Below are 16,721 nucleotides of genomic sequence, written 5' to 3'. Positions count from 1 at the left end.
ACCTGATGCAGTTATAATAGTTGCAACAGTTAGAGCATTAAAATACAATGGTGGCGTAGCCAAAACTGACTTAAACGCAGAAAACTTAGAAGCGTTAGAAAAAGGTATACCAAACTTATTAAAACACGTTGAAAATATAACTCAAGTTTATAAATTACCAGCAGTAGTAGCTATAAACGAATTCCCAACTGATACAGAAGCTGAAGTTGAATTAGTTAGAAAGAAATGTCAAGAATTAGGCGTTAACGTTGCTTTATCTCAAGTATGGGCTAAAGGTGGCGAAGGTGGTATAGAATTAGCTAAAGAAGTTATAAGATTATGTGATGAACCAAATGACTTCCAATTCTGCTACCCAGACGAATACTCATTAAAAGAAAAAATAAATGCAATAGCAACTAAGATATATGGAGCTGATGGTGTAGATTATACTCCAGAAGCAGAAAAAGAATTAGCTAACTTAGAAAAAATAGGATTTGGTAAAGTTCCTGTTTGTATGGCTAAAACTCAATATTCATTAACTGACGACCAAACTAAATTAGGTAGACCAACTGGATTTAGAATAACAGTTAGACAAGTTACAATATCTGCAGGTGCAGGATTCGTAGTTGCATTAACTGGTGAAATAATGAAGATGCCAGGACTTCCAAAAGTTCCAGCAGCAGAAAAAATCGATGTTGATGAAAATGGAGTAATATCTGGTTTATTCTAGACTTTATTGTTAACACTTAAATATTTACATAAATATAATGATTATAGTGTAAAATTAGTATTACCATGTGACAGTTATAATAATAAAAGTAACTTTATTATTATAGAATAAGAAGATAATATTAATATATAAATAAAAAGAGAGGCTGCCATAGAACAATGTTTTATTGTTCTGTGACAGCCTCTTCAAATAAAGTAATTTTACATAAGTTTGTCATTTTCCATTACTACAGGTTCATAAGTTTGACTTTCGCCTGTAATACTAGTTTTTAGTCTATCGACCATGTATGATTTTAACTCTTCTTTATTTTTGAATTTTGTTATTTGGTAAGGTAATTCAAACCCGTATTTTTCTATAAATATAACTCCATCATTAGTATTTATAGCAACTCCAGTATGACCTACAAATAAAGCATTGTTTTCTTCATCTGGAACATAACCATTTATTATAGAAATATTTTTATCTGATTTAAATGATATTTTTCTATTTTTTAATTCTTTAGCAATTTCATCAGCAGATTTTTTAACGTCATTAAAATCACTTACCTTGATATTTGAGAAGAAATTGAAAAATTTGTTCATATCTTCCTTGCTAAATTTTGCATCAGGATTATCTCTTAATGTTGCGTAATCCATTTCTAAGTTAGTATTGTCTATTTTATCATAATCTAAAGAAGAATTTGAGATTATGAATTTATTAAATAATCTAAAAGCAGTTATCCTACAATTTTGGTCAGTAAATTTAGAATTACTTTCTAGCCATTTATCAGAAAGATCATATAAATTATATGGAACTTGCATTTTAGATAATCTTTCATTTTCATTTAAAAGTTCTACACCTTCCACACTTTTATAATAGTGTTTAACTGATTGCATAAACATAGAAATATCTTCTTTATCGATATTATTTTCGCTTAAAAAATCAGCTACTTTTTTTTGAGTATCTTCATCACTCATAGTTGAATACTTCATATTTTCAGAAGTCAAAGGTTCTTCTTTTTGGCTTTGAGAAGTACATCCGCCAAATAATAAGGTTGTAAGCAATACGCCTACTATCAATATTTTTTTCATAAAACTAGCTCCCTCAATTTTATTTTTAAGATATTATATCATGGTTTATAATTTCATAAAATAAAAAAAAGACAAAAGGAATATAATTTATGGATAGTAAATTAATAGAAAATATTTATTATCTACCTTGAATAATTATTTTTAATCATATTAACTAATAACATGATATTTAAGATTATTAATCCTATTGAAAATACTAATATTAATGAACTAATTTGATTGTCACTTTGAAGAACAAAGAAACCAACTAGTAGAATGATAATTGACACTGTATCGTATTTTTGGATTAATAATTTACTTTTAAAAGAAGATAATCCAGGATATTTAACTATACTACCTTCTTTTAAAGATTTTTTAGCATTTAATTTCCAAAGTAAATCTTGTAAAAAATTCAAACCTAAATATAATGCAAGGCTACTATAAAAAATTATTATGCATGACTTTCCATAAGAATAAGACTCTATAGTAGGATTATTTTTTCCAAAAGTTAGTGCTAAAAAAATAAAGCATAACATTTGAATAAAGTATCCAAAATTAAATTTTAATAATGAATCTAATTTTAATGAATCATCAGTTTGTATATCGACTGCATTTGCATCTTCTGTGCAAAATATCTGATATTGTGAGCTTTCAACAATATGTTTCTATCCAGATGATTCACATATATCAATATATTCATTAAATAATAATTCGTAATTTTGTAGTGATGTATCAGCACATGTATCTGATAACTTTGGAATATCCACTGTAAACCTCATATTTTTAGGTTCGCATCTTTTAAATTTAAAAATATTAAGTATCCAAATTTCGTCGAGCATCCAGCCTTTAGCAGCCATTTCGGATAAATATAATTCTAAAGCATGACAGTCACTTGCATCAAATGGAACTGTCCTAAACAATATATTTTTGCTAATTCTCATAAATATTTCCCCTTTTTATAAATTAATTAAGATGATTTTATTTTTATAGTACGTATAATTATTTTTAATGAAAATAATTACTTATCTAAAAAAGTTTTGCCGTCGTTTACCATAAGTAAAAGTCTATTGTATTCTTCTTTTAAAATGTTGATACCATCTTCTGTTATGATGTAACTTATTTTTCTACCTTCAACAGAAGTTTCTTTGATTAATCCAGCTTGTTGAAATTTTCTAAGTAGGGTATATAAAGTTCCAGGACCTACACGAATCCTTCCATTAGAAATAGTTTCAACATTTTTCATAATATCAACTCCACAACATTCTTTTGTTAAAGATAATAGAACATAATACATAGGTTCAGAAAGTGTTTGAAACTGCTTTCGTGCCATCTTTACCTCCTTTTATAAAAGAAATATCGAGTATCGATATTTATAGCTTGATTATAATATCGATACTCGATATTGTCAATATAATCCAATAATAAATATAATTACGACTTTGTTACATATACTGTTTATATAGAATAGGTGTAGGACAAGGTAGATACTAGAAAGGGGGATGAGTTATGGCAGCAAGAAAGAGTCCTATAAGGGACAGATTAAATGGATATTTTTCATCTAAATATTCAATATTATCATTAGTAGGTTTACATATTTTAATGTCTATTATAATGTTATTCAGTGTATATGAATTATTTGTAGGTATAAGCGCAACTAGGTTTATTTATGATGAGCTAAAATACGTACAAGCATCAGTATTTGGAATAGATTTCATAGCACAAAACGACCATTTTTATTTTGGAACATCAGTTACAATATGCCTGATTATACTTCTTATAATTGATATTTTATTTTTTATAGGTTTGGTGATGTTTAATAAAGAAAAAACACCTGAAAAATAATTAAAGTATAAAATAAAAAGAGCGGATAAACATATATTTATCCGCTGCTTGATTAATAATTATAATTAGAAAGAAAATCAACAACTTTACTCAATATATCATAAGATAATTTTAATGATTTAAAACTAATATATTCGTTATTTCCATGAATTCCAGAAATATTATTTCTTGTATCAAGTGGGAAGAAACCTAAAGTTGGTATTTTTCTATATCTAAAAAATCTATTATCACTATATCCAGGTGTTATAGTAGGCAATAGTTTGTAATTTTGATTTATAGATTTTAATTCGGATTCTATAAATGAAAAAATATTTGTATAGTTTCTATTTATATTTCTACTTAGTATGAGATCTATATTTTCATAGAAAGATTGTTTTGCGATTTTTCGTTTACCTTGAAAATCTATATTATTATAAAATTCCAATGTATTTTTATTATAATAACCTAAATCTAAAGCTTGATTTAGTATTTTGTTAATTAAATCATAAGAATATTTTTTACTTTCATTTATTCTTTTCAATTCATATGAATTATATGGGTAAATTTCTTCAGTTTGGATAGTGAAGTAATAGTCTGATTTTAGCACAATAGGATATCCGCCACCTTCGCCTATAACTAGTTTTAAATTATCAATTATATTTGTATTTTCTAAAATCCATTCAGTACCGTATTTGCCACTTTGTTCTTCATCACATGAGCACATAAATATAATTGTATTTTCAGGTATATGTTTATTTAATGATAAGTTTCTCATTATTTTCATCCAAATTGAAACTAATCCCTTACAATCAAGTGCACCTCTACCAACTACACAATTATTTGTGATGGTGGCTTTATCTGGTGGAAAGAGCCAATTTTCACTATTATAATTAGCTGTATCTATATGAGAGTGAAGAAGTATTTTATTATCACTTTTTCCTTTTATAGTAGCAATTATATTTCCTTTGCCTGAAACTGGCTCGTAAATTTTATTTTCAATACCTAAATTATCAAACACTTCTTTTATATATAAAATGCCTTCAATTTCATTATTTGAATCAATTGTAGTATTAATATTAATTAGATTGCAAAGATAATCTATTATTGTTTTTTGTATCATTTTTATATTTATATCCTAACATTCTAGATGAATTTAATACTACGAAAATTGAAGATGCATTGTGTATAATAGCTGCTGCAATAGGATTTAAAAATCCCAGTCCAGATAGAAGTATTCCGATTATATTTACGCAAACTGCAAATACCCAAATATTTTGTTTTATAATAGAGTATGTTTTTTTGCTTAGAGCAATTGTTTCACATAAGAAATCAATTCTATCAGACATAAGTGTAATATCTGATGCATCTGATGCTATATCTGTTCCAGCCATACCCATTGCGATTCCGACATTGGCAAGTGTAAGAGCAGGAGCATCATTAATTCCATCGCCAATCATAGCGACATGTTTTCCACTTGATTGGAGTTCTTTTATATAGTCTAATTTTTCTTGAGGAAGTAAATTTGATTTAAATTTATTTATTCCAACTTCATCACAAATTGCTTGGGCAGTATATTCATTGTCACCAGTAAGCATAATGAAATCTTCTATACCAAGAGTTTTTAATTCATTGATAGTATCTTTAATATAAGGTCTGACTGTATCGGCAATAGATATACAACCTAGTATCTCATCATTTGAAACGACAACTAGAGCAGTTCTACCTAGTTTTTCTTCATGGTCTAAAAAATTATAAACCTGCTTATTTGAAAGAGGTTTAATTTGTTTATTTTGTGTTTTATAAATTTCGGGATTTAATTCATTTAAAAGTTTTCTATTTGAAACTTCGTAATAATTATTATTTATTTTTACATTTACACCACGTCCAAACATCATGTTGAACTCTCCATTTGGAATTTCATCTAAATTTAGATTCTCTTTTTCAACAAGATATTTTATAATTGATTTTCCAATAGGGTGGCCGGAGTTTTTTTCAACAATTGCTAATGTATTTAAAAATTCATTTCTTTTAGATTTATCACATATTAAGATATCGACAACTTCTGGAGTACCTTTAGTTATTGTTCCAGTTTTGTCAAAGCAAATAGTCGTAACTTTGGCTAATTCTTCAATGACAACCCCACCTTTTATTAAAACTCCTTTTTTTGCAGCATTACCGACACTTGCAACAACTGCTGTTGGAGTCGCTAGTATCAATGCACAAGGGCACGCAATTACCAAAATAGACATTACACGCATTATATCTTTTGTAAGTAGAGCTGTTATAGCACAAATTAAAAGGATAGTTGGAAGGAAGAATTCCGCAAATTTATCGGCAGTTTTTTGAACATTACCTTTGTTTTCTTGGGCACTTTTCACTGTTTTGATAATTTGACCGAGTATAGTTTCGTTACCTATTTTTTGTGTGAGAATTTCTATAACTCCATTTTCATTTAAAGTACCTACAAAAACTTTGTCTTTTGTAGTTTTATCAACTGGCATTGATTCACCTGTTATGGCGGATTCGTTTATCGTTGCTTGACCATTTTGAATAATACCGTCAACAGGAATTTTTTCGCCTGCTATAACTTGAATTATATCTCCCGGTCTTATTTCTCGTATTGATACTTCTTCAAATTTATTTCCGATTTTTTTTCTGCATTTATGTGGGACTAGTTGGATTAGAGAGCGGACTGCATTTTGTGTTTTTTTCATAGTTAAATCTTCTAGAAACTCGCCAAATATCATCATGAATGAAACTATAGAACCAGATAGATATTCCCCAACATAGGTAGTGCCTATCAGTGCTAAGACGACTAATAATCCGGCAGTAACTTTTCTTTTTTTGATAGTTGCTAGTACGGTAGATTTAATTACTACAAAGCCACCAATTATAAGTGGAATAATTTCAAATTTAAAATTATTTTCTGTAAAAAAGTGAAAAATAATAGCTAATATATTTAATATTAGTAAAGTAAAAGGAAGGATATATATATTGTATTTTTTTATAAATTTGCTCATATTTTACACCTCATTTTAAAAAATTTTAAACCTGAGAGAAAAACTCTCAGGTGTATATTGTGATGTTATTTATCAGTCTTTTTCTTATTGAATAAACTAAATTTCTTTTTCTTATGGTCTTCGGAGTTATCTTGGTTATGCTTATGGTCATGGTGTTCGTGATTATGACTATGTTCGTGGTGATGATGTCCATGATCATGTTCTTCATTTATTCCAAATAAATCGTCCATATCCTCCATATCATCAAATATTCCATGGTGACCTTCATGCATTTTAAATTACCTCCTTATTGATTAAATATAATTAATATCCCCTATAGGGGGTTATTAATTATATTATAGGATTTATGGAAAAAAGTGTCAATTATTTATAATAAAATGGTTAAAAAATAATATATAAGGTATAATTGATATGTTGTAAATGAGATTAGGAGGGGTTTTAATGGGTAGTAATATACAAGAGAATAATCATGAGCATAATCATGCTCATTCAAATCATAAACATTCGGATGAAGATTATAAAAAGTTAATAAATAGGATGTCTAGAATTATTGGGCATGCTAATTCTGTAAAAACTATGATGGAAGAACATAGGGACTGCACAGAAATTTTAATACAAATATCAGCAGTAAAAGCTGCATTAAACAATTTAGGGAAGAAAATATTAGAAGATCATATAAACAAATGTATAGTAGATGTAGTGGGAGAAGAACAGTTAGAAGAAAAACAAAAATTATTAAAAGATTTAAATGATGCAATTGATAAATTCGTAAGATAAATAATCAAATTTTACCCCTAAGAAATTATGAAAAAAATTTTTTGAAAGAGTAAAATTTATTAAGAATATCTAGACTCAAGTAGGGGCAAAGCATCGGTAAAAAATAGATGATTTTTGGAAAATTATATCTATGTATTTTTGATTAAACTAACTTGATTGCACACAATATATGGTGTAAAATAAATCAGTCGGCACTAGATATTGTGCTAAAGAAATGAATTTTTACATAAAAATAAAAGTTTATCACTTGAAAAATTAATAATTATGTTGGTATTACTAGTGTATAAAGTATTAGTAAGAATATAGAAACCAATTTAAAAAATAAATACAAAAAACTTTAATGAAATAATAATACTATATAGAAGAAGGAGATAATAATGTCAGCGAATTTAAGTATAATTAAAAGAGACGGAAGCAAAGCAGAATTTGATAAATTAAAGATAGAAAATGCTATATTAAAAGCAATGAAATACGGTAGTGGTGTATTAGAAGAAGATATAGCAAAAGATATAGCAGAAGAAATAGAAAAGATATATTTACAAGGTTCGCCTTCTCCGACAGTTTCTAAAGTTGAAGAGTTAGTATATAAAGAATTAATAGATCATAAACAAGAATTAACTGCAAAAGCTTATGAAGGTTATAGAGCAGTACAATCATTCAAAAGAGAAGTAAATACAACAGATGACAGTATACTAGGTTTATTAGATAAAAGTAATGAAGATGTTTTAAACGAAAACTCAAACAAAAACGGTCAATTAGCATCTACTCAAAGAGATTTAATGGCAGGAGAAGTTTCAAAAGATATAGCTAGAAGAAAATTAATACCTGCTCATATTGTTCAAGCTCATGATGAAGGGGTACTACATTACCACGACATGGATTATGCAATACAACCGATACACAACTGTATGTTAATAAACTTAGAAGATATGTTAACTAATGGAACAGTTATAAATAATAAATTAGTTGAATCACCAAAATCATTTGCTACTGCATGTACTGTTACAACACAAATAATAGCACAAATAGCAAGTGGACAATATGGTGGAAACTCAATAACTATAAAACATATAGCACCATTTTTAAGAGTTTCATACAATAAATATTTTGAAAAATATAAAGAAAAATATAGCTTAGAAATGGCACATGAATTAGCTGAAGATAGAATGTTAGAAGAGCTAAAATCAGGTATACAAACAATAAGATACCAATTATCTACTTTACACACAAGTAATGGACAATCACCTTTCTCAACAATCTACCTTGAAATAGAAGAAGGCGGAGAGTTCGAAAGAGAAGAAGCATTAATATGTGAAGAGATGATATTACAAAGATTAGAAGGTATGAAAAACTATAGAGGACAAGAAATAGGAGAAGAATTCCCTAAACTTGTTTACTTACTAGACGAACATAACTGTCTAGAAGGTGGAAAATACGATTATATAACTAAATTAGCAGCAAAATGTAATACTAAGAGATTAGTTCCAGATTATCAAAGTGCAAAAATAATGAGAAGAAATTACGATGGTGAAACTTTCCCTCCAATGGGATGTAGATCTCACTTAAGTAACTGGAAAGATGAAAATGGAAACTATAAATGGTACGGAAGATTCAATCAAGGTGTTGTAAGTCTTAACTTAGTTCAAGTTGCATTAACTGCAAATAAAGATATGGATAAATTCTGGGAAGTGTTAGACGAAAGATTATCTCTATGTAGAGAAGCTTTAATGGTTAGACATAATTTATTATTAGGTACTCCTTCTGATATATCACCAATTCACTGGCAACATGGTGGAATTGCTAGACTTGAAAAAGGAGAAAAAATAGATACATTATTAAAAAATGGATATTCAACTTTATCTTTAGGATATGTGGGTATATATGAAATGACACAAGCAATGCTTGGTGTTTCTCACACTACTAAAGAAGGTGAAGAATTCGCACTTCAAGTAATGAACCACTTAAAAGACGCTTGTGATTCATGGAAGAAAGAAACAGGTCTTGGATTTGGGTTATATGGAACTCCAGGAGAAAGTTTAACTTCAAGATTCTGTAGAATAGACAAACAAAAATTCGGTGAAATAGAAAATGTAACTGATAGAATGTACTACACTAACTCTTACCATGTTCATGTTACAGAGGAAATAGATGCATTTGAAAAATTAAAATTTGAAAGTCAATTCCATGATATAAGTTTAGGTGGATGCATAAGTTATGTAGAAGTTCCAGATATGAGTAAAAACTTACCTGCTGTTGAACAAATAATAAACTACATCTACCACAATATCCAATATGCTGAAATAAATACAAAACCAGATGTTTGTTTCAAATGTGGATATACAGGAGAAATAAAATTAGATGACGATATGGAATGGTACTGTCCAAACTGTGGAAACAAAGATAAAAACGAAATGCAAGTTATGAGAAGAACTTGTGGTTATATCGGTTCTAACATGTGGGGTAAAGGACGTACTCAAGAAATCAGCCAAAGAGTTTTACATTTATAAAATGGAGTGGTTTTAATGAAGTTTTCAAAAATAAAAGATAATGATATAGCAAATGGGATAGGTATAACTATGTCGCTTTGGACTCAAGGTTGTCCACATCACTGTAAGGGCTGTTTTAACGGAGAAACGTGGGACTTTAATAGCGGCAAAGAGTTCAAAAAAGAAAATTTAGATTATATCCTTGAAAATATCAACAAAAATAGTGTACAACGAGATCTATCGATTCTGGGGGGCGAGCCATTATGTCCAGAAAATGTAGATGGAGTAATAGAAGTATGCAAAAAATTTAAAAAAGAATTTCCAAATAAAAAAATCTACATGTGGACGGGTTATGTTGTAGAGAATTTTACAGAAAGACAAAAGGAAGTTTTAAAATATTTAGATGTTTTAGTTGATGGACCATTTCAACAAGAAAATAGAAATTTATCTCTTACAATGAGAGGCTCTTCAAACCAAAGGGTTATAGACGTGAAAAAGAGTTTAGCTGAGGAAAAGATAGTTTTGGTAGAAGCTTAATATAAAAATAAAATGAAAAATACTAACTGACGTTTTAGAACAGTTGTATTTTTTTATGAATATTTTATGATAAATATATCTATATATGTATATTTTTAGGTAATATTGACCCTTTATAAGGAATTATAATATAATAAAATCCATAAAAAACAAAGGGAGGAAAATAGAATGGGATTAATAGCAATATTATTTTATATACTTACAGTTGCTGCACAATGGGTAGTTTTCCAAAAAGCAGGGATAGCTGGATGGAAAAGTATTATACCAATATATAATTCTTATTGCCTTTTCAAAATTGCCTGGGGGAATGGATGGATATTTTTAGCTACAATTATTCCGTTAGTAGGTGTAATAGTTGATTTTATGTGTATGTATAAATTAGCGAAATCATTTGATAAAGGTTTAGGATTTTGTATAGGATTATTCTTACTAAGACCAGTATTCTACATAATATTAGCTTTCAGTGATGATGAGTATATAGGACCAAATGGAAATAGAGTATACGTTGCGTAAAGTGATAGTAAAAGGTATAGATTCCTGATGAATCTATACCTTTTTTATATATACAAAATTTCATTTCTTTTAAAATTATGGATGGGAATATTTAATTACGTCTTGGAATATAAATGTATTAATATGATAGCAAAATGGATATTTTTATTACTAGAGAGAAATCATAGTATTTATTTTTGAGGGGGAAAGAAAATGGCTTTTTGTAAAAATTGTGGGAAAGAAATAGATGACAAGGCAGTTATATGTCCATCTTGTGGTGTACAACAGCAAGAAATAGCACCAACAACACCAGAAGTTGTTGATAATGGTGGATTTTTATGGGGACTTTTAGGTTGTTGTGTTCCTATCGCTGGACTTGTTTTGTTCTTAGTTTGGAAAGATACTAAACCTAAAACAGCTAAAGCAGCAGGGATAGGTGCTTTAGTAGCAGTGGGAATAGCAGCGGTGTACTATCTTATAGTACTTATATTAGGTGCTTCCCTTTTTTATTAGGAGTGTAAGACGTGGACTTATTTCTTTCTAATTCGAAAAAATGGATTTATAAGTGGTTTCCAATTATTTTTGGATGCCATTGCAGAGATGATAGATCATTTTATTATAAAGGGCAAAAATTTCCGATATGTGCAAGATGTACAGGTGAATTTGTAGGTATATGTTTTGCCTTGATTTGTTGTTTCTTTTTTAGATTAACTGCTAAAGCATCATTTATTATTATGATTCCATTAATCATAGATGGATTTACACAAGCATTAACTTCTTATGAAAGTAATAATATAAAAAGATTTATTACAGGGGTTTTATTTGGGTATGGTATCTTTATGCTTTTTGTTATATCGACTATAATAGTATTCAATTTTGGAGTAAATATAGGAACAAAATATAACATAGGGCTTAGAAGATAAATAATTAAAGTGATGTGAATTATTAAGTGAGTTTACCTTTTTAATTATATTGTATGTGTTAATTTACTTTGATAAAATAAAAATGTAGTATAAATTATTGCAAAAAGGGGAGCAAATAATGAAAGATACAGATTGGGAGATATTATATAGATTGTACGAAACACCAAATATGACAAAAGTAGCAGATATGTTGTATATAAGTCAGCCATCTCTTACAAAAAGGGTTAAAAGTATGGAAAAAGATTTTGGAGTTAAAATAATAAATCGTACTTCGAAAGGGGTGAAATTTACTCCAGAGGGAGAATATCTAGCGAAGCGAGCTAAGGAGTACATGGAATTTATAAAAGACGTAAAACATGGACTATATACTTATAAAACTGAATTAGAAGGAACAATTAAAATAGGTTCACCTTACACATATAGCAAATTTGAATTAACAGATGTGTTATATAGATATTCACAAGAACATAAAAATATAAAGTTTGAAATTATAAATGACCAAAGCAATAATTTATTTAGGATGATATTAGAAAACCACATAGAGTTGGGATTTGTATGTGGTGACTTTGAAGGTGATGTAGATAAGATTTTGGTTAAACAAAATAAAGCTTACATAGTATCAAAAGATCCAATTGATTTAATGAAGTTGCCACAAATGCAGCGCATTGATTATAAAACTAATGATAAGAGTAAAGAAATTTTGGATGAATGGTGGAAAAATACATATGGGAATAATCCGCCAGTAGGAATGTTTGCTGGATATGTAGAATTTGCGTGGCAGTTAGTAGATAAGGGGCTTGGATATGCATGTTGTTTTCTGCCTGAAGGTTTTGAGAAAGTATATAACCTTTGTTTAACACCGATATTAGACGATGATGGTAATAGTATAATAAGAAATACCTGGCTAGTATATCCAAAGGGAAAACAGATGAGCAGTGTTGTAAATAATTTTATAAAATTTATTAAAGATAATATAGAAATAAGGGAGTAATCATATTGATATACTCCCTTATTTCATTTGTTCTATATTAGAAATTCACAATTTTACTGACCTATTTAAAAATATATTATATTAAAAGTGATATTTTAGTTTTAAATTTTTATTTTATAACAACTAGTTCATAGTCTCTAGAACCAAGTCCAATTTTTTCAGCATGACTTAAGCAAGTTTTCCATTCTGATTCTGGAGTGGAATTTGTAAAATGGTCATGATGGTCATGGAAATCTTTTTTTGCAAGATTGTCGCCTAGTTGACTATTTCTTATTGGTGTAGCATCCATACAGGCATCAACACATGCTTGATCTAAAGCTAATAAATCATAAGAGGCGAACATACCTATATTAGGTAAGATTGGCGCATCATTTTCAGCATGACAGTCGCAGTTTGGAGAAACATCTACAACAAGAGAAATGTGGAATGTTGGACGTCCATCTACTACAGCTTTAGTGTATTCAGCCATACGACAGTTTAGATTTTCAACTGCTGTGTAATTTTCAAATGCGATTGCATCAAAGTTACATGCACCAATACAACGACCACATCCTGCGCAAGTATCTGGGTTTATGCTCATTTTTTTAGTTTCTTTATTGAAAACTAATCCATTATTAGCGCATTCTTTTTGACATTTCTTACATCCACGACATTTTGATTCTGATATAGTTGGCGTTCCATCATTGTGTTGTTCTTTTTTGCCTGCACGAGAACCACATCCCATACCTATATTTTTTATAGCCCCACCAAAGCCAGTCGTTTCATGACCTTTGAAGTGAGTTAAACTTATAAATACATCGGCATCCATTATTGAACGACCGATTTTTGCTTTTTCTATGTATTCCCCACCAGCAACTGGAACTTCTATATCATCTGTTCCTTTTAATCCATCAGCTATTAAAATTGGACATCCTACAGTCAGTGGTGTAAATCCATTTTCCCATGCACATTCTAAATGTTCTAATGCATTTTTTCTTTTTCCAGGATATAGAGTATTACAGTCAGTTAAAAATGGATGTCCACCAAGTTCTTTAACAACATCGGCAACAGCTCTTGCATAATTTGGACGTAAGAATCCTAAGTTACCAAGTTCCCCGAAATGCATTTTTATTGCTACAAATTTGTTATCCATATCAATATCAGCAATACCAGCATCTTTTATTAATCTCTTTAATTTTGTTGGAAGACCTTCGCCAAGTTTTGTACGAAAATCTGTGAAATATACTTTTGACTTAGTCATTTTAATTCTCCTCCTTATTTTACAATAATTCCCTTTTTATATTATATTGCCTGGAGTAAACTCTAAGTCAAGACAAAATTACCATAAATAATGTTATAACTTTTTGGAATAACACCTATAAAAAAACATTATTAGACTTTAAATGAATAACGGAGTATCTTTTATATAGAAGCTTAATTAAAAATGCAAATAAAAATAATTAATATAAAGTCGAAGGGAAGATTGTGAAATGATTAAATTATATGATGAAGGTGTATACCTAGTAAACGGGGATGCAATAGTAAAAGAATCAGAAAGTGAAAAAGTTGAACAACTAACTGGAAAGAAAGCTAATAAAGAAGAAGCTAAAAAGGGGACAATAGCATATTCAATATTAGAATCACACAACACTTCTTCTGATATGGATAAATTAAAAATAAAATTTGATGCAATGGCATCTCATGATATTACATACGTTGGTATAATCCAAACTGCAAAAGCATCAGGAATGAAAAAATTTCCGATTCCTTATGTTCTAACAAATTGCCATAACTCATTATGTGCAGTTGGTGGAACTATAAATGAAGATGACCACATGTTTGGTTTATCAGCAGCTAAGAAATACGGTGGAATTTATGTTCCAGCACATATTGCAGTTATCCATCAATACATGAGAGAAATGATGGCCGGATGTGGAAAAATGATATTAGGTTCAGACAGTCACACTAGATACGGAGCTCTTGGAACAATGGCAGTTGGTGAAGGTGGTGGAGAACTAGTAAAACAATTACTAGAAGACACATATGATATAAATTATCCAGGTGTTGTTGCTATTTATTTAGAAGGAAAACCACATCCAGGTATTGGACCACAAGATATAGCACTTGCTATAATCGGAAAAGTATTCAAAAATGGATACGTTAAAAATAAAGTTATGGAATTTGTAGGACCGGGGGTTGCATCAATGGATACTGACTATAGAAATGGTGTAGATGTTATGACTACTGAAACCACATGTTTAACTTCAGTATGGAAAACTGATGAAAATACAAGAAAGTACCTAAAAACTCATAATAGAGAAGAGGAGTACAAAGAATTAAACCCAAAAGAAGTAGCTTATTATGATGGACTAGTTTATGTAGATTTAAGCAAAATAAAACCAATGATAGCATTGCCATTCCATCCAAGCAACGTATATGAAATTGATGAATTAAATGCAAATCTTGAAGAAATACTTACTAAAGTCGAACAAGATGCTAAAAAATTAATAGACAATCCAGAAATAGAGTTCAGTCTAACTGATAAAATTGTTGATGGTAAATTACAAGTTCAACAAGGTATAATCGCAGGATGTTCAGGTGGTACATACACAAGTGTTATGCAAGCTGCTGAAATATTAAAAGGAAAAAACTGTGGCAATGATGAATTTTCATTAGCAGTATATCCATCATCTCAACCAGTATTTATGGATTTATTAGAAAAAGGTGCAATTTCAACATTAATGGCTACTGGTACAACAATTAAAACTGCATTTTGTGGACCATGTTTCGGGGCAGGAGATACTCCAGCAAATAACGGATTAAGTATAAGACATACAACTAGAAACTTCCCTAACAGAGAAGGTTCTAAACCAGGAAATGGTCAAATGTCATCTGTTGCATTAATGGATGCTAGAAGTATAGCAGCTACTGCAGCAAATGGAGGTATATTAACACCAGCAACTGATTTAGTAAATGAAGAAAATATTCCTGATTACAAATTCGATGATTCATCATATAGAAGTAGAGTATATCAAGGATTCCAAAAAGCTGACGATGAATTAGACTTAGTTTATGGACCAAATATAAAAGACTGGCCAGAAATGAGTCCTCTAGCAGAGAATATATTACTAAAAGTTTGTTCAAAAATATTAGACGAAGTAACAACTACAGATGAATTAATACCATCAGGAGAAACTTCAGCATTCAGATCTAATCCATTAAAATTAGCTGAATTCGCATTATCAAGAAGAGATCCTGAATATGTTGGAAAAACAAAAGCAGTTGATGCAGTAGAAAAGGCCAGATTAAAAGGAGAGGATCCAACTAAATTAGATAAAGAGCTTGCTAAAGTTTATTCTAAAATAAGTGAAAAATTTAAAATAGAAGATGTTAAAGATATAGAAATTGGAAGTATGATTTATGCTAAAAAACCAGGTGATGGTTCTGCTCGTGAACAAGCAGCAAGTTGCCAAAGAGTAATGGGAGGACTTGCAAATATCTGTAAAGAATACGCAACTAAACGTTATCGTTCAAACGTTATGAACTGGGGTATGGTTCCGTTCCAAATGGAAGCAGATGCACAGTTTGAAGTTGGGGATTATATCTTCGTTCCAAACATAAGAAAAGCATTAGATGGAGATATGAAGGATATAAAAGCTTATCTTATATCAGATAATATAAAAGAATTAGATTTATATATAACTGATATGACAGATGATGAAAAAGCAATAGTCAAGGCTGGTTGTTTAATTAACTATAATAGAAACAGAAAAGAAAACAAATAATATATACGTGTTTTAAACAAGGAAATGATACAAATACTGTAGCATTTCCTTATTTAATGTCTAAAAATATTATATAAATCCAAAGAAGATTATGCGTGATAACACTTTGTTATTAAATTTAGACAAAATAGGAGTTTTTTTCATAATATATT

The 16,721-nt window shown here is 29.4% G+C and carries 18 protein-coding genes; 10 read left to right on the top strand and 8 right to left on the bottom strand.

The genetic code is table 11. The annotated features are described in order from the left end of the window. On the top strand, positions 1 to 709 hold a 709-nt coding region (locus ABCM86_RS13000; RefSeq protein WP_343004125.1), incomplete at its 5' end, for a formate--tetrahydrofolate ligase. A 200-nt stretch (positions 710 to 909) separates the two neighbouring features. Here the strand turns inward: ABCM86_RS13000 and ABCM86_RS12995 are convergent. The 4 genes from ABCM86_RS12995 to ABCM86_RS12980 form a co-directional block, all read right to left on the bottom strand. Further along, positions 910 to 1,779 (bottom strand): DUF4300 family protein, encoded by an 870-nt coding sequence (locus ABCM86_RS12995; RefSeq protein WP_195931812.1) that lies wholly within the window; start codon positions 1,777 to 1,779, stop codon positions 910 to 912. 122 nt (positions 1,780 to 1,901) lie between these two features. Beyond that, positions 1,902 to 2,294, bottom strand: coding sequence for a hypothetical protein (locus ABCM86_RS12990; RefSeq protein WP_343004124.1), 393 nt, complete (start codon positions 2,292 to 2,294; stop codon positions 1,902 to 1,904). 129 nt (positions 2,295 to 2,423) lie between these two features. Further along, positions 2,424 to 2,699 (bottom strand): DUF2812 domain-containing protein, encoded by a 276-nt coding sequence (locus tag ABCM86_RS12985; protein ID WP_343004123.1) that lies wholly within the window; start codon positions 2,697 to 2,699, stop codon positions 2,424 to 2,426. A gap of 77 nt (positions 2,700 to 2,776) precedes the next feature. Continuing rightward, positions 2,777 to 3,088 (bottom strand): PadR family transcriptional regulator, encoded by a 312-nt coding sequence (locus tag ABCM86_RS12980; RefSeq protein WP_195931814.1) that lies wholly within the window; start codon positions 3,086 to 3,088, stop codon positions 2,777 to 2,779. Between the two features lie 176 nt (positions 3,089 to 3,264). Between ABCM86_RS12980 and ABCM86_RS12975 the strand changes: the two genes are divergently transcribed. Then, a complete protein-coding gene (locus tag ABCM86_RS12975) occupies positions 3,265 to 3,600 on the top strand; it encodes a hypothetical protein (protein WP_295573964.1) in 336 nt (111 codons plus the stop codon). Between the two features lie 52 nt (positions 3,601 to 3,652). Here the strand turns inward: ABCM86_RS12975 and ABCM86_RS12970 are convergent, their stop codons facing one another. From ABCM86_RS12970 to ABCM86_RS12960, 3 genes are all read right to left on the bottom strand, one after another. After that, positions 3,653 to 4,699, bottom strand: coding sequence for a M20/M25/M40 family metallo-hydrolase (locus tag ABCM86_RS12970; RefSeq protein WP_343004122.1), 1,047 nt, complete (start codon positions 4,697 to 4,699; stop codon positions 3,653 to 3,655). Further along, on the bottom strand, positions 4,656 to 6,599 hold the full coding sequence (locus ABCM86_RS12965) for a cation-translocating P-type ATPase (RefSeq protein WP_343004121.1): 1,944 nt from the start codon (positions 6,597 to 6,599) through the stop codon (positions 4,656 to 4,658). Before ABCM86_RS12965 ends, ABCM86_RS12970 begins: the two co-directional genes overlap by 44 nt. 65 nt (positions 6,600 to 6,664) lie before the next feature. Continuing rightward, entirely contained in the window at positions 6,665 to 6,871 is a 207-nt protein-coding gene (locus tag ABCM86_RS12960; protein ID WP_195931741.1) for a hypothetical protein, read from the bottom strand. Between the two features lie 169 nt (positions 6,872 to 7,040). On the opposite strand from ABCM86_RS12960, the gene ABCM86_RS12955 reads away from it, so the two are divergent. The 7 genes from ABCM86_RS12955 to ABCM86_RS12925 all read left to right on the top strand — a co-directional run bounded on the left by ABCM86_RS12955 (position 7,041) and on the right by ABCM86_RS12925 (position 12,805). Beyond that, complete coding sequence (locus ABCM86_RS12955) at positions 7,041 to 7,376, top strand: metal-sensing transcriptional repressor (protein ID WP_022070752.1); 336 nt, start codon at positions 7,041 to 7,043, stop codon at positions 7,374 to 7,376. A 377-nt stretch (positions 7,377 to 7,753) separates the two neighbouring features. Continuing rightward, entirely contained in the window at positions 7,754 to 9,883 is a 2,130-nt protein-coding gene (gene nrdD, locus ABCM86_RS12950) for an anaerobic ribonucleoside-triphosphate reductase (RefSeq protein WP_343004120.1), read from the top strand. 15 nt (positions 9,884 to 9,898) lie between these two features. Further along, complete coding sequence (nrdG, locus tag ABCM86_RS12945; RefSeq protein WP_343004118.1) at positions 9,899 to 10,399, top strand: anaerobic ribonucleoside-triphosphate reductase activating protein; 501 nt, start codon at positions 9,899 to 9,901, stop codon at positions 10,397 to 10,399. Between the two features lie 168 nt (positions 10,400 to 10,567). Next, positions 10,568 to 10,912 (top strand): DUF5684 domain-containing protein, encoded by a 345-nt coding sequence (locus ABCM86_RS12940; RefSeq protein ID WP_343004117.1) that lies wholly within the window; start codon positions 10,568 to 10,570, stop codon positions 10,910 to 10,912. A 192-nt stretch (positions 10,913 to 11,104) separates the two neighbouring features. Next, positions 11,105 to 11,404, top strand: a complete 300-nt coding sequence (locus ABCM86_RS12935; protein ID WP_343004115.1) for a zinc-ribbon domain-containing protein — start codon at positions 11,105 to 11,107, stop codon at positions 11,402 to 11,404. A gap of 11 nt (positions 11,405 to 11,415) precedes the next feature. Further along, positions 11,416 to 11,814 carry a DUF2085 domain-containing protein gene (locus ABCM86_RS12930; RefSeq protein ID WP_048926789.1) on the top strand — a complete coding sequence of 133 codons (399 nt, stop codon included), beginning with the start codon at positions 11,416 to 11,418 and terminating at the stop codon, positions 11,812 to 11,814. A 118-nt stretch (positions 11,815 to 11,932) separates the two neighbouring features. Continuing rightward, the gene (locus ABCM86_RS12925) at positions 11,933 to 12,805 is read left to right on the top strand and encodes a LysR family transcriptional regulator (protein WP_039905346.1); all 873 of its coding nucleotides are present in this window, start codon (positions 11,933 to 11,935) and stop codon (positions 12,803 to 12,805) included. A 109-nt stretch (positions 12,806 to 12,914) separates the two neighbouring features. Here ABCM86_RS12925 and ABCM86_RS12920 read toward each other — a convergent pair whose 3' ends face one another. Next, a complete protein-coding gene (locus ABCM86_RS12920) occupies positions 12,915 to 14,045 on the bottom strand; it encodes a DUF362 domain-containing protein (protein ID WP_343004114.1) in 1,131 nt (376 codons plus the stop codon). A 229-nt stretch (positions 14,046 to 14,274) separates the two neighbouring features. Here ABCM86_RS12920 and ABCM86_RS12915 point away from each other — a divergent pair, with 229 nt between their 5' ends. Next, the gene (locus ABCM86_RS12915) at positions 14,275 to 16,569 is read left to right on the top strand and encodes a hydratase (RefSeq protein WP_343004113.1); all 2,295 of its coding nucleotides are present in this window, start codon (positions 14,275 to 14,277) and stop codon (positions 16,567 to 16,569) included. The last annotated feature ends 152 nt before the right edge of the window (positions 16,570 to 16,721 follow it).

The organism is Clostridium sp. 2218st1_F5_2218SCRN_220325 (genome assembly GCF_039062665.1).
In the GTDB taxonomy this organism is placed as follows: domain Bacteria; phylum Bacillota; class Clostridia; order Peptostreptococcales; family Peptostreptococcaceae; genus Intestinibacter.
This window is presented reverse-complemented; position numbering and strand designations above follow the sequence as displayed.

Coding starts and splice junctions, on each gene's coding strand:
- ABCM86_RS12995 (WP_195931812.1), bottom strand. CDS start 1,779: ATGAAAAAAATATTGATAGTAGGCGTATTGCTTACAACCTTATTATTT.
- ABCM86_RS12990 (WP_343004124.1), bottom strand. CDS start 2,294: ATGTTATGCTTTATTTTTTTAGCACTAACTTTTGGAAAAAATAATCCT.
- ABCM86_RS12985 (WP_343004123.1), bottom strand. CDS start 2,699: ATGAGAATTAGCAAAAATATATTGTTTAGGACAGTTCCATTTGATGCA.
- ABCM86_RS12980 (WP_195931814.1), bottom strand. CDS start 3,088: ATGGCACGAAAGCAGTTTCAAACACTTTCTGAACCTATGTATTATGTT.
- ABCM86_RS12975 (WP_295573964.1), top strand. CDS start 3,265: ATGGCAGCAAGAAAGAGTCCTATAAGGGACAGATTAAATGGATATTTT.
- ABCM86_RS12970 (WP_343004122.1), bottom strand. CDS start 4,699: ATGATACAAAAAACAATAATAGATTATCTTTGCAATCTAATTAATATT.
- ABCM86_RS12965 (WP_343004121.1), bottom strand. CDS start 6,599: ATGAGCAAATTTATAAAAAAATACAATATATATATCCTTCCTTTTACT.
- ABCM86_RS12960 (WP_195931741.1), bottom strand. CDS start 6,871: ATGCATGAAGGTCACCATGGAATATTTGATGATATGGAGGATATGGAC.
- ABCM86_RS12955 (WP_022070752.1), top strand. CDS start 7,041: ATGGGTAGTAATATACAAGAGAATAATCATGAGCATAATCATGCTCAT.
- nrdD (WP_343004120.1), top strand. CDS start 7,754: ATGTCAGCGAATTTAAGTATAATTAAAAGAGACGGAAGCAAAGCAGAA.
- nrdG (WP_343004118.1), top strand. CDS start 9,899: ATGAAGTTTTCAAAAATAAAAGATAATGATATAGCAAATGGGATAGGT.
- ABCM86_RS12940 (WP_343004117.1), top strand. CDS start 10,568: ATGGGATTAATAGCAATATTATTTTATATACTTACAGTTGCTGCACAA.
- ABCM86_RS12935 (WP_343004115.1), top strand. CDS start 11,105: ATGGCTTTTTGTAAAAATTGTGGGAAAGAAATAGATGACAAGGCAGTT.
- ABCM86_RS12925 (WP_039905346.1), top strand. CDS start 11,933: ATGAAAGATACAGATTGGGAGATATTATATAGATTGTACGAAACACCA.
- ABCM86_RS12920 (WP_343004114.1), bottom strand. CDS start 14,045: ATGACTAAGTCAAAAGTATATTTCACAGATTTTCGTACAAAACTTGGC.
- ABCM86_RS12915 (WP_343004113.1), top strand. CDS start 14,275: ATGATTAAATTATATGATGAAGGTGTATACCTAGTAAACGGGGATGCA.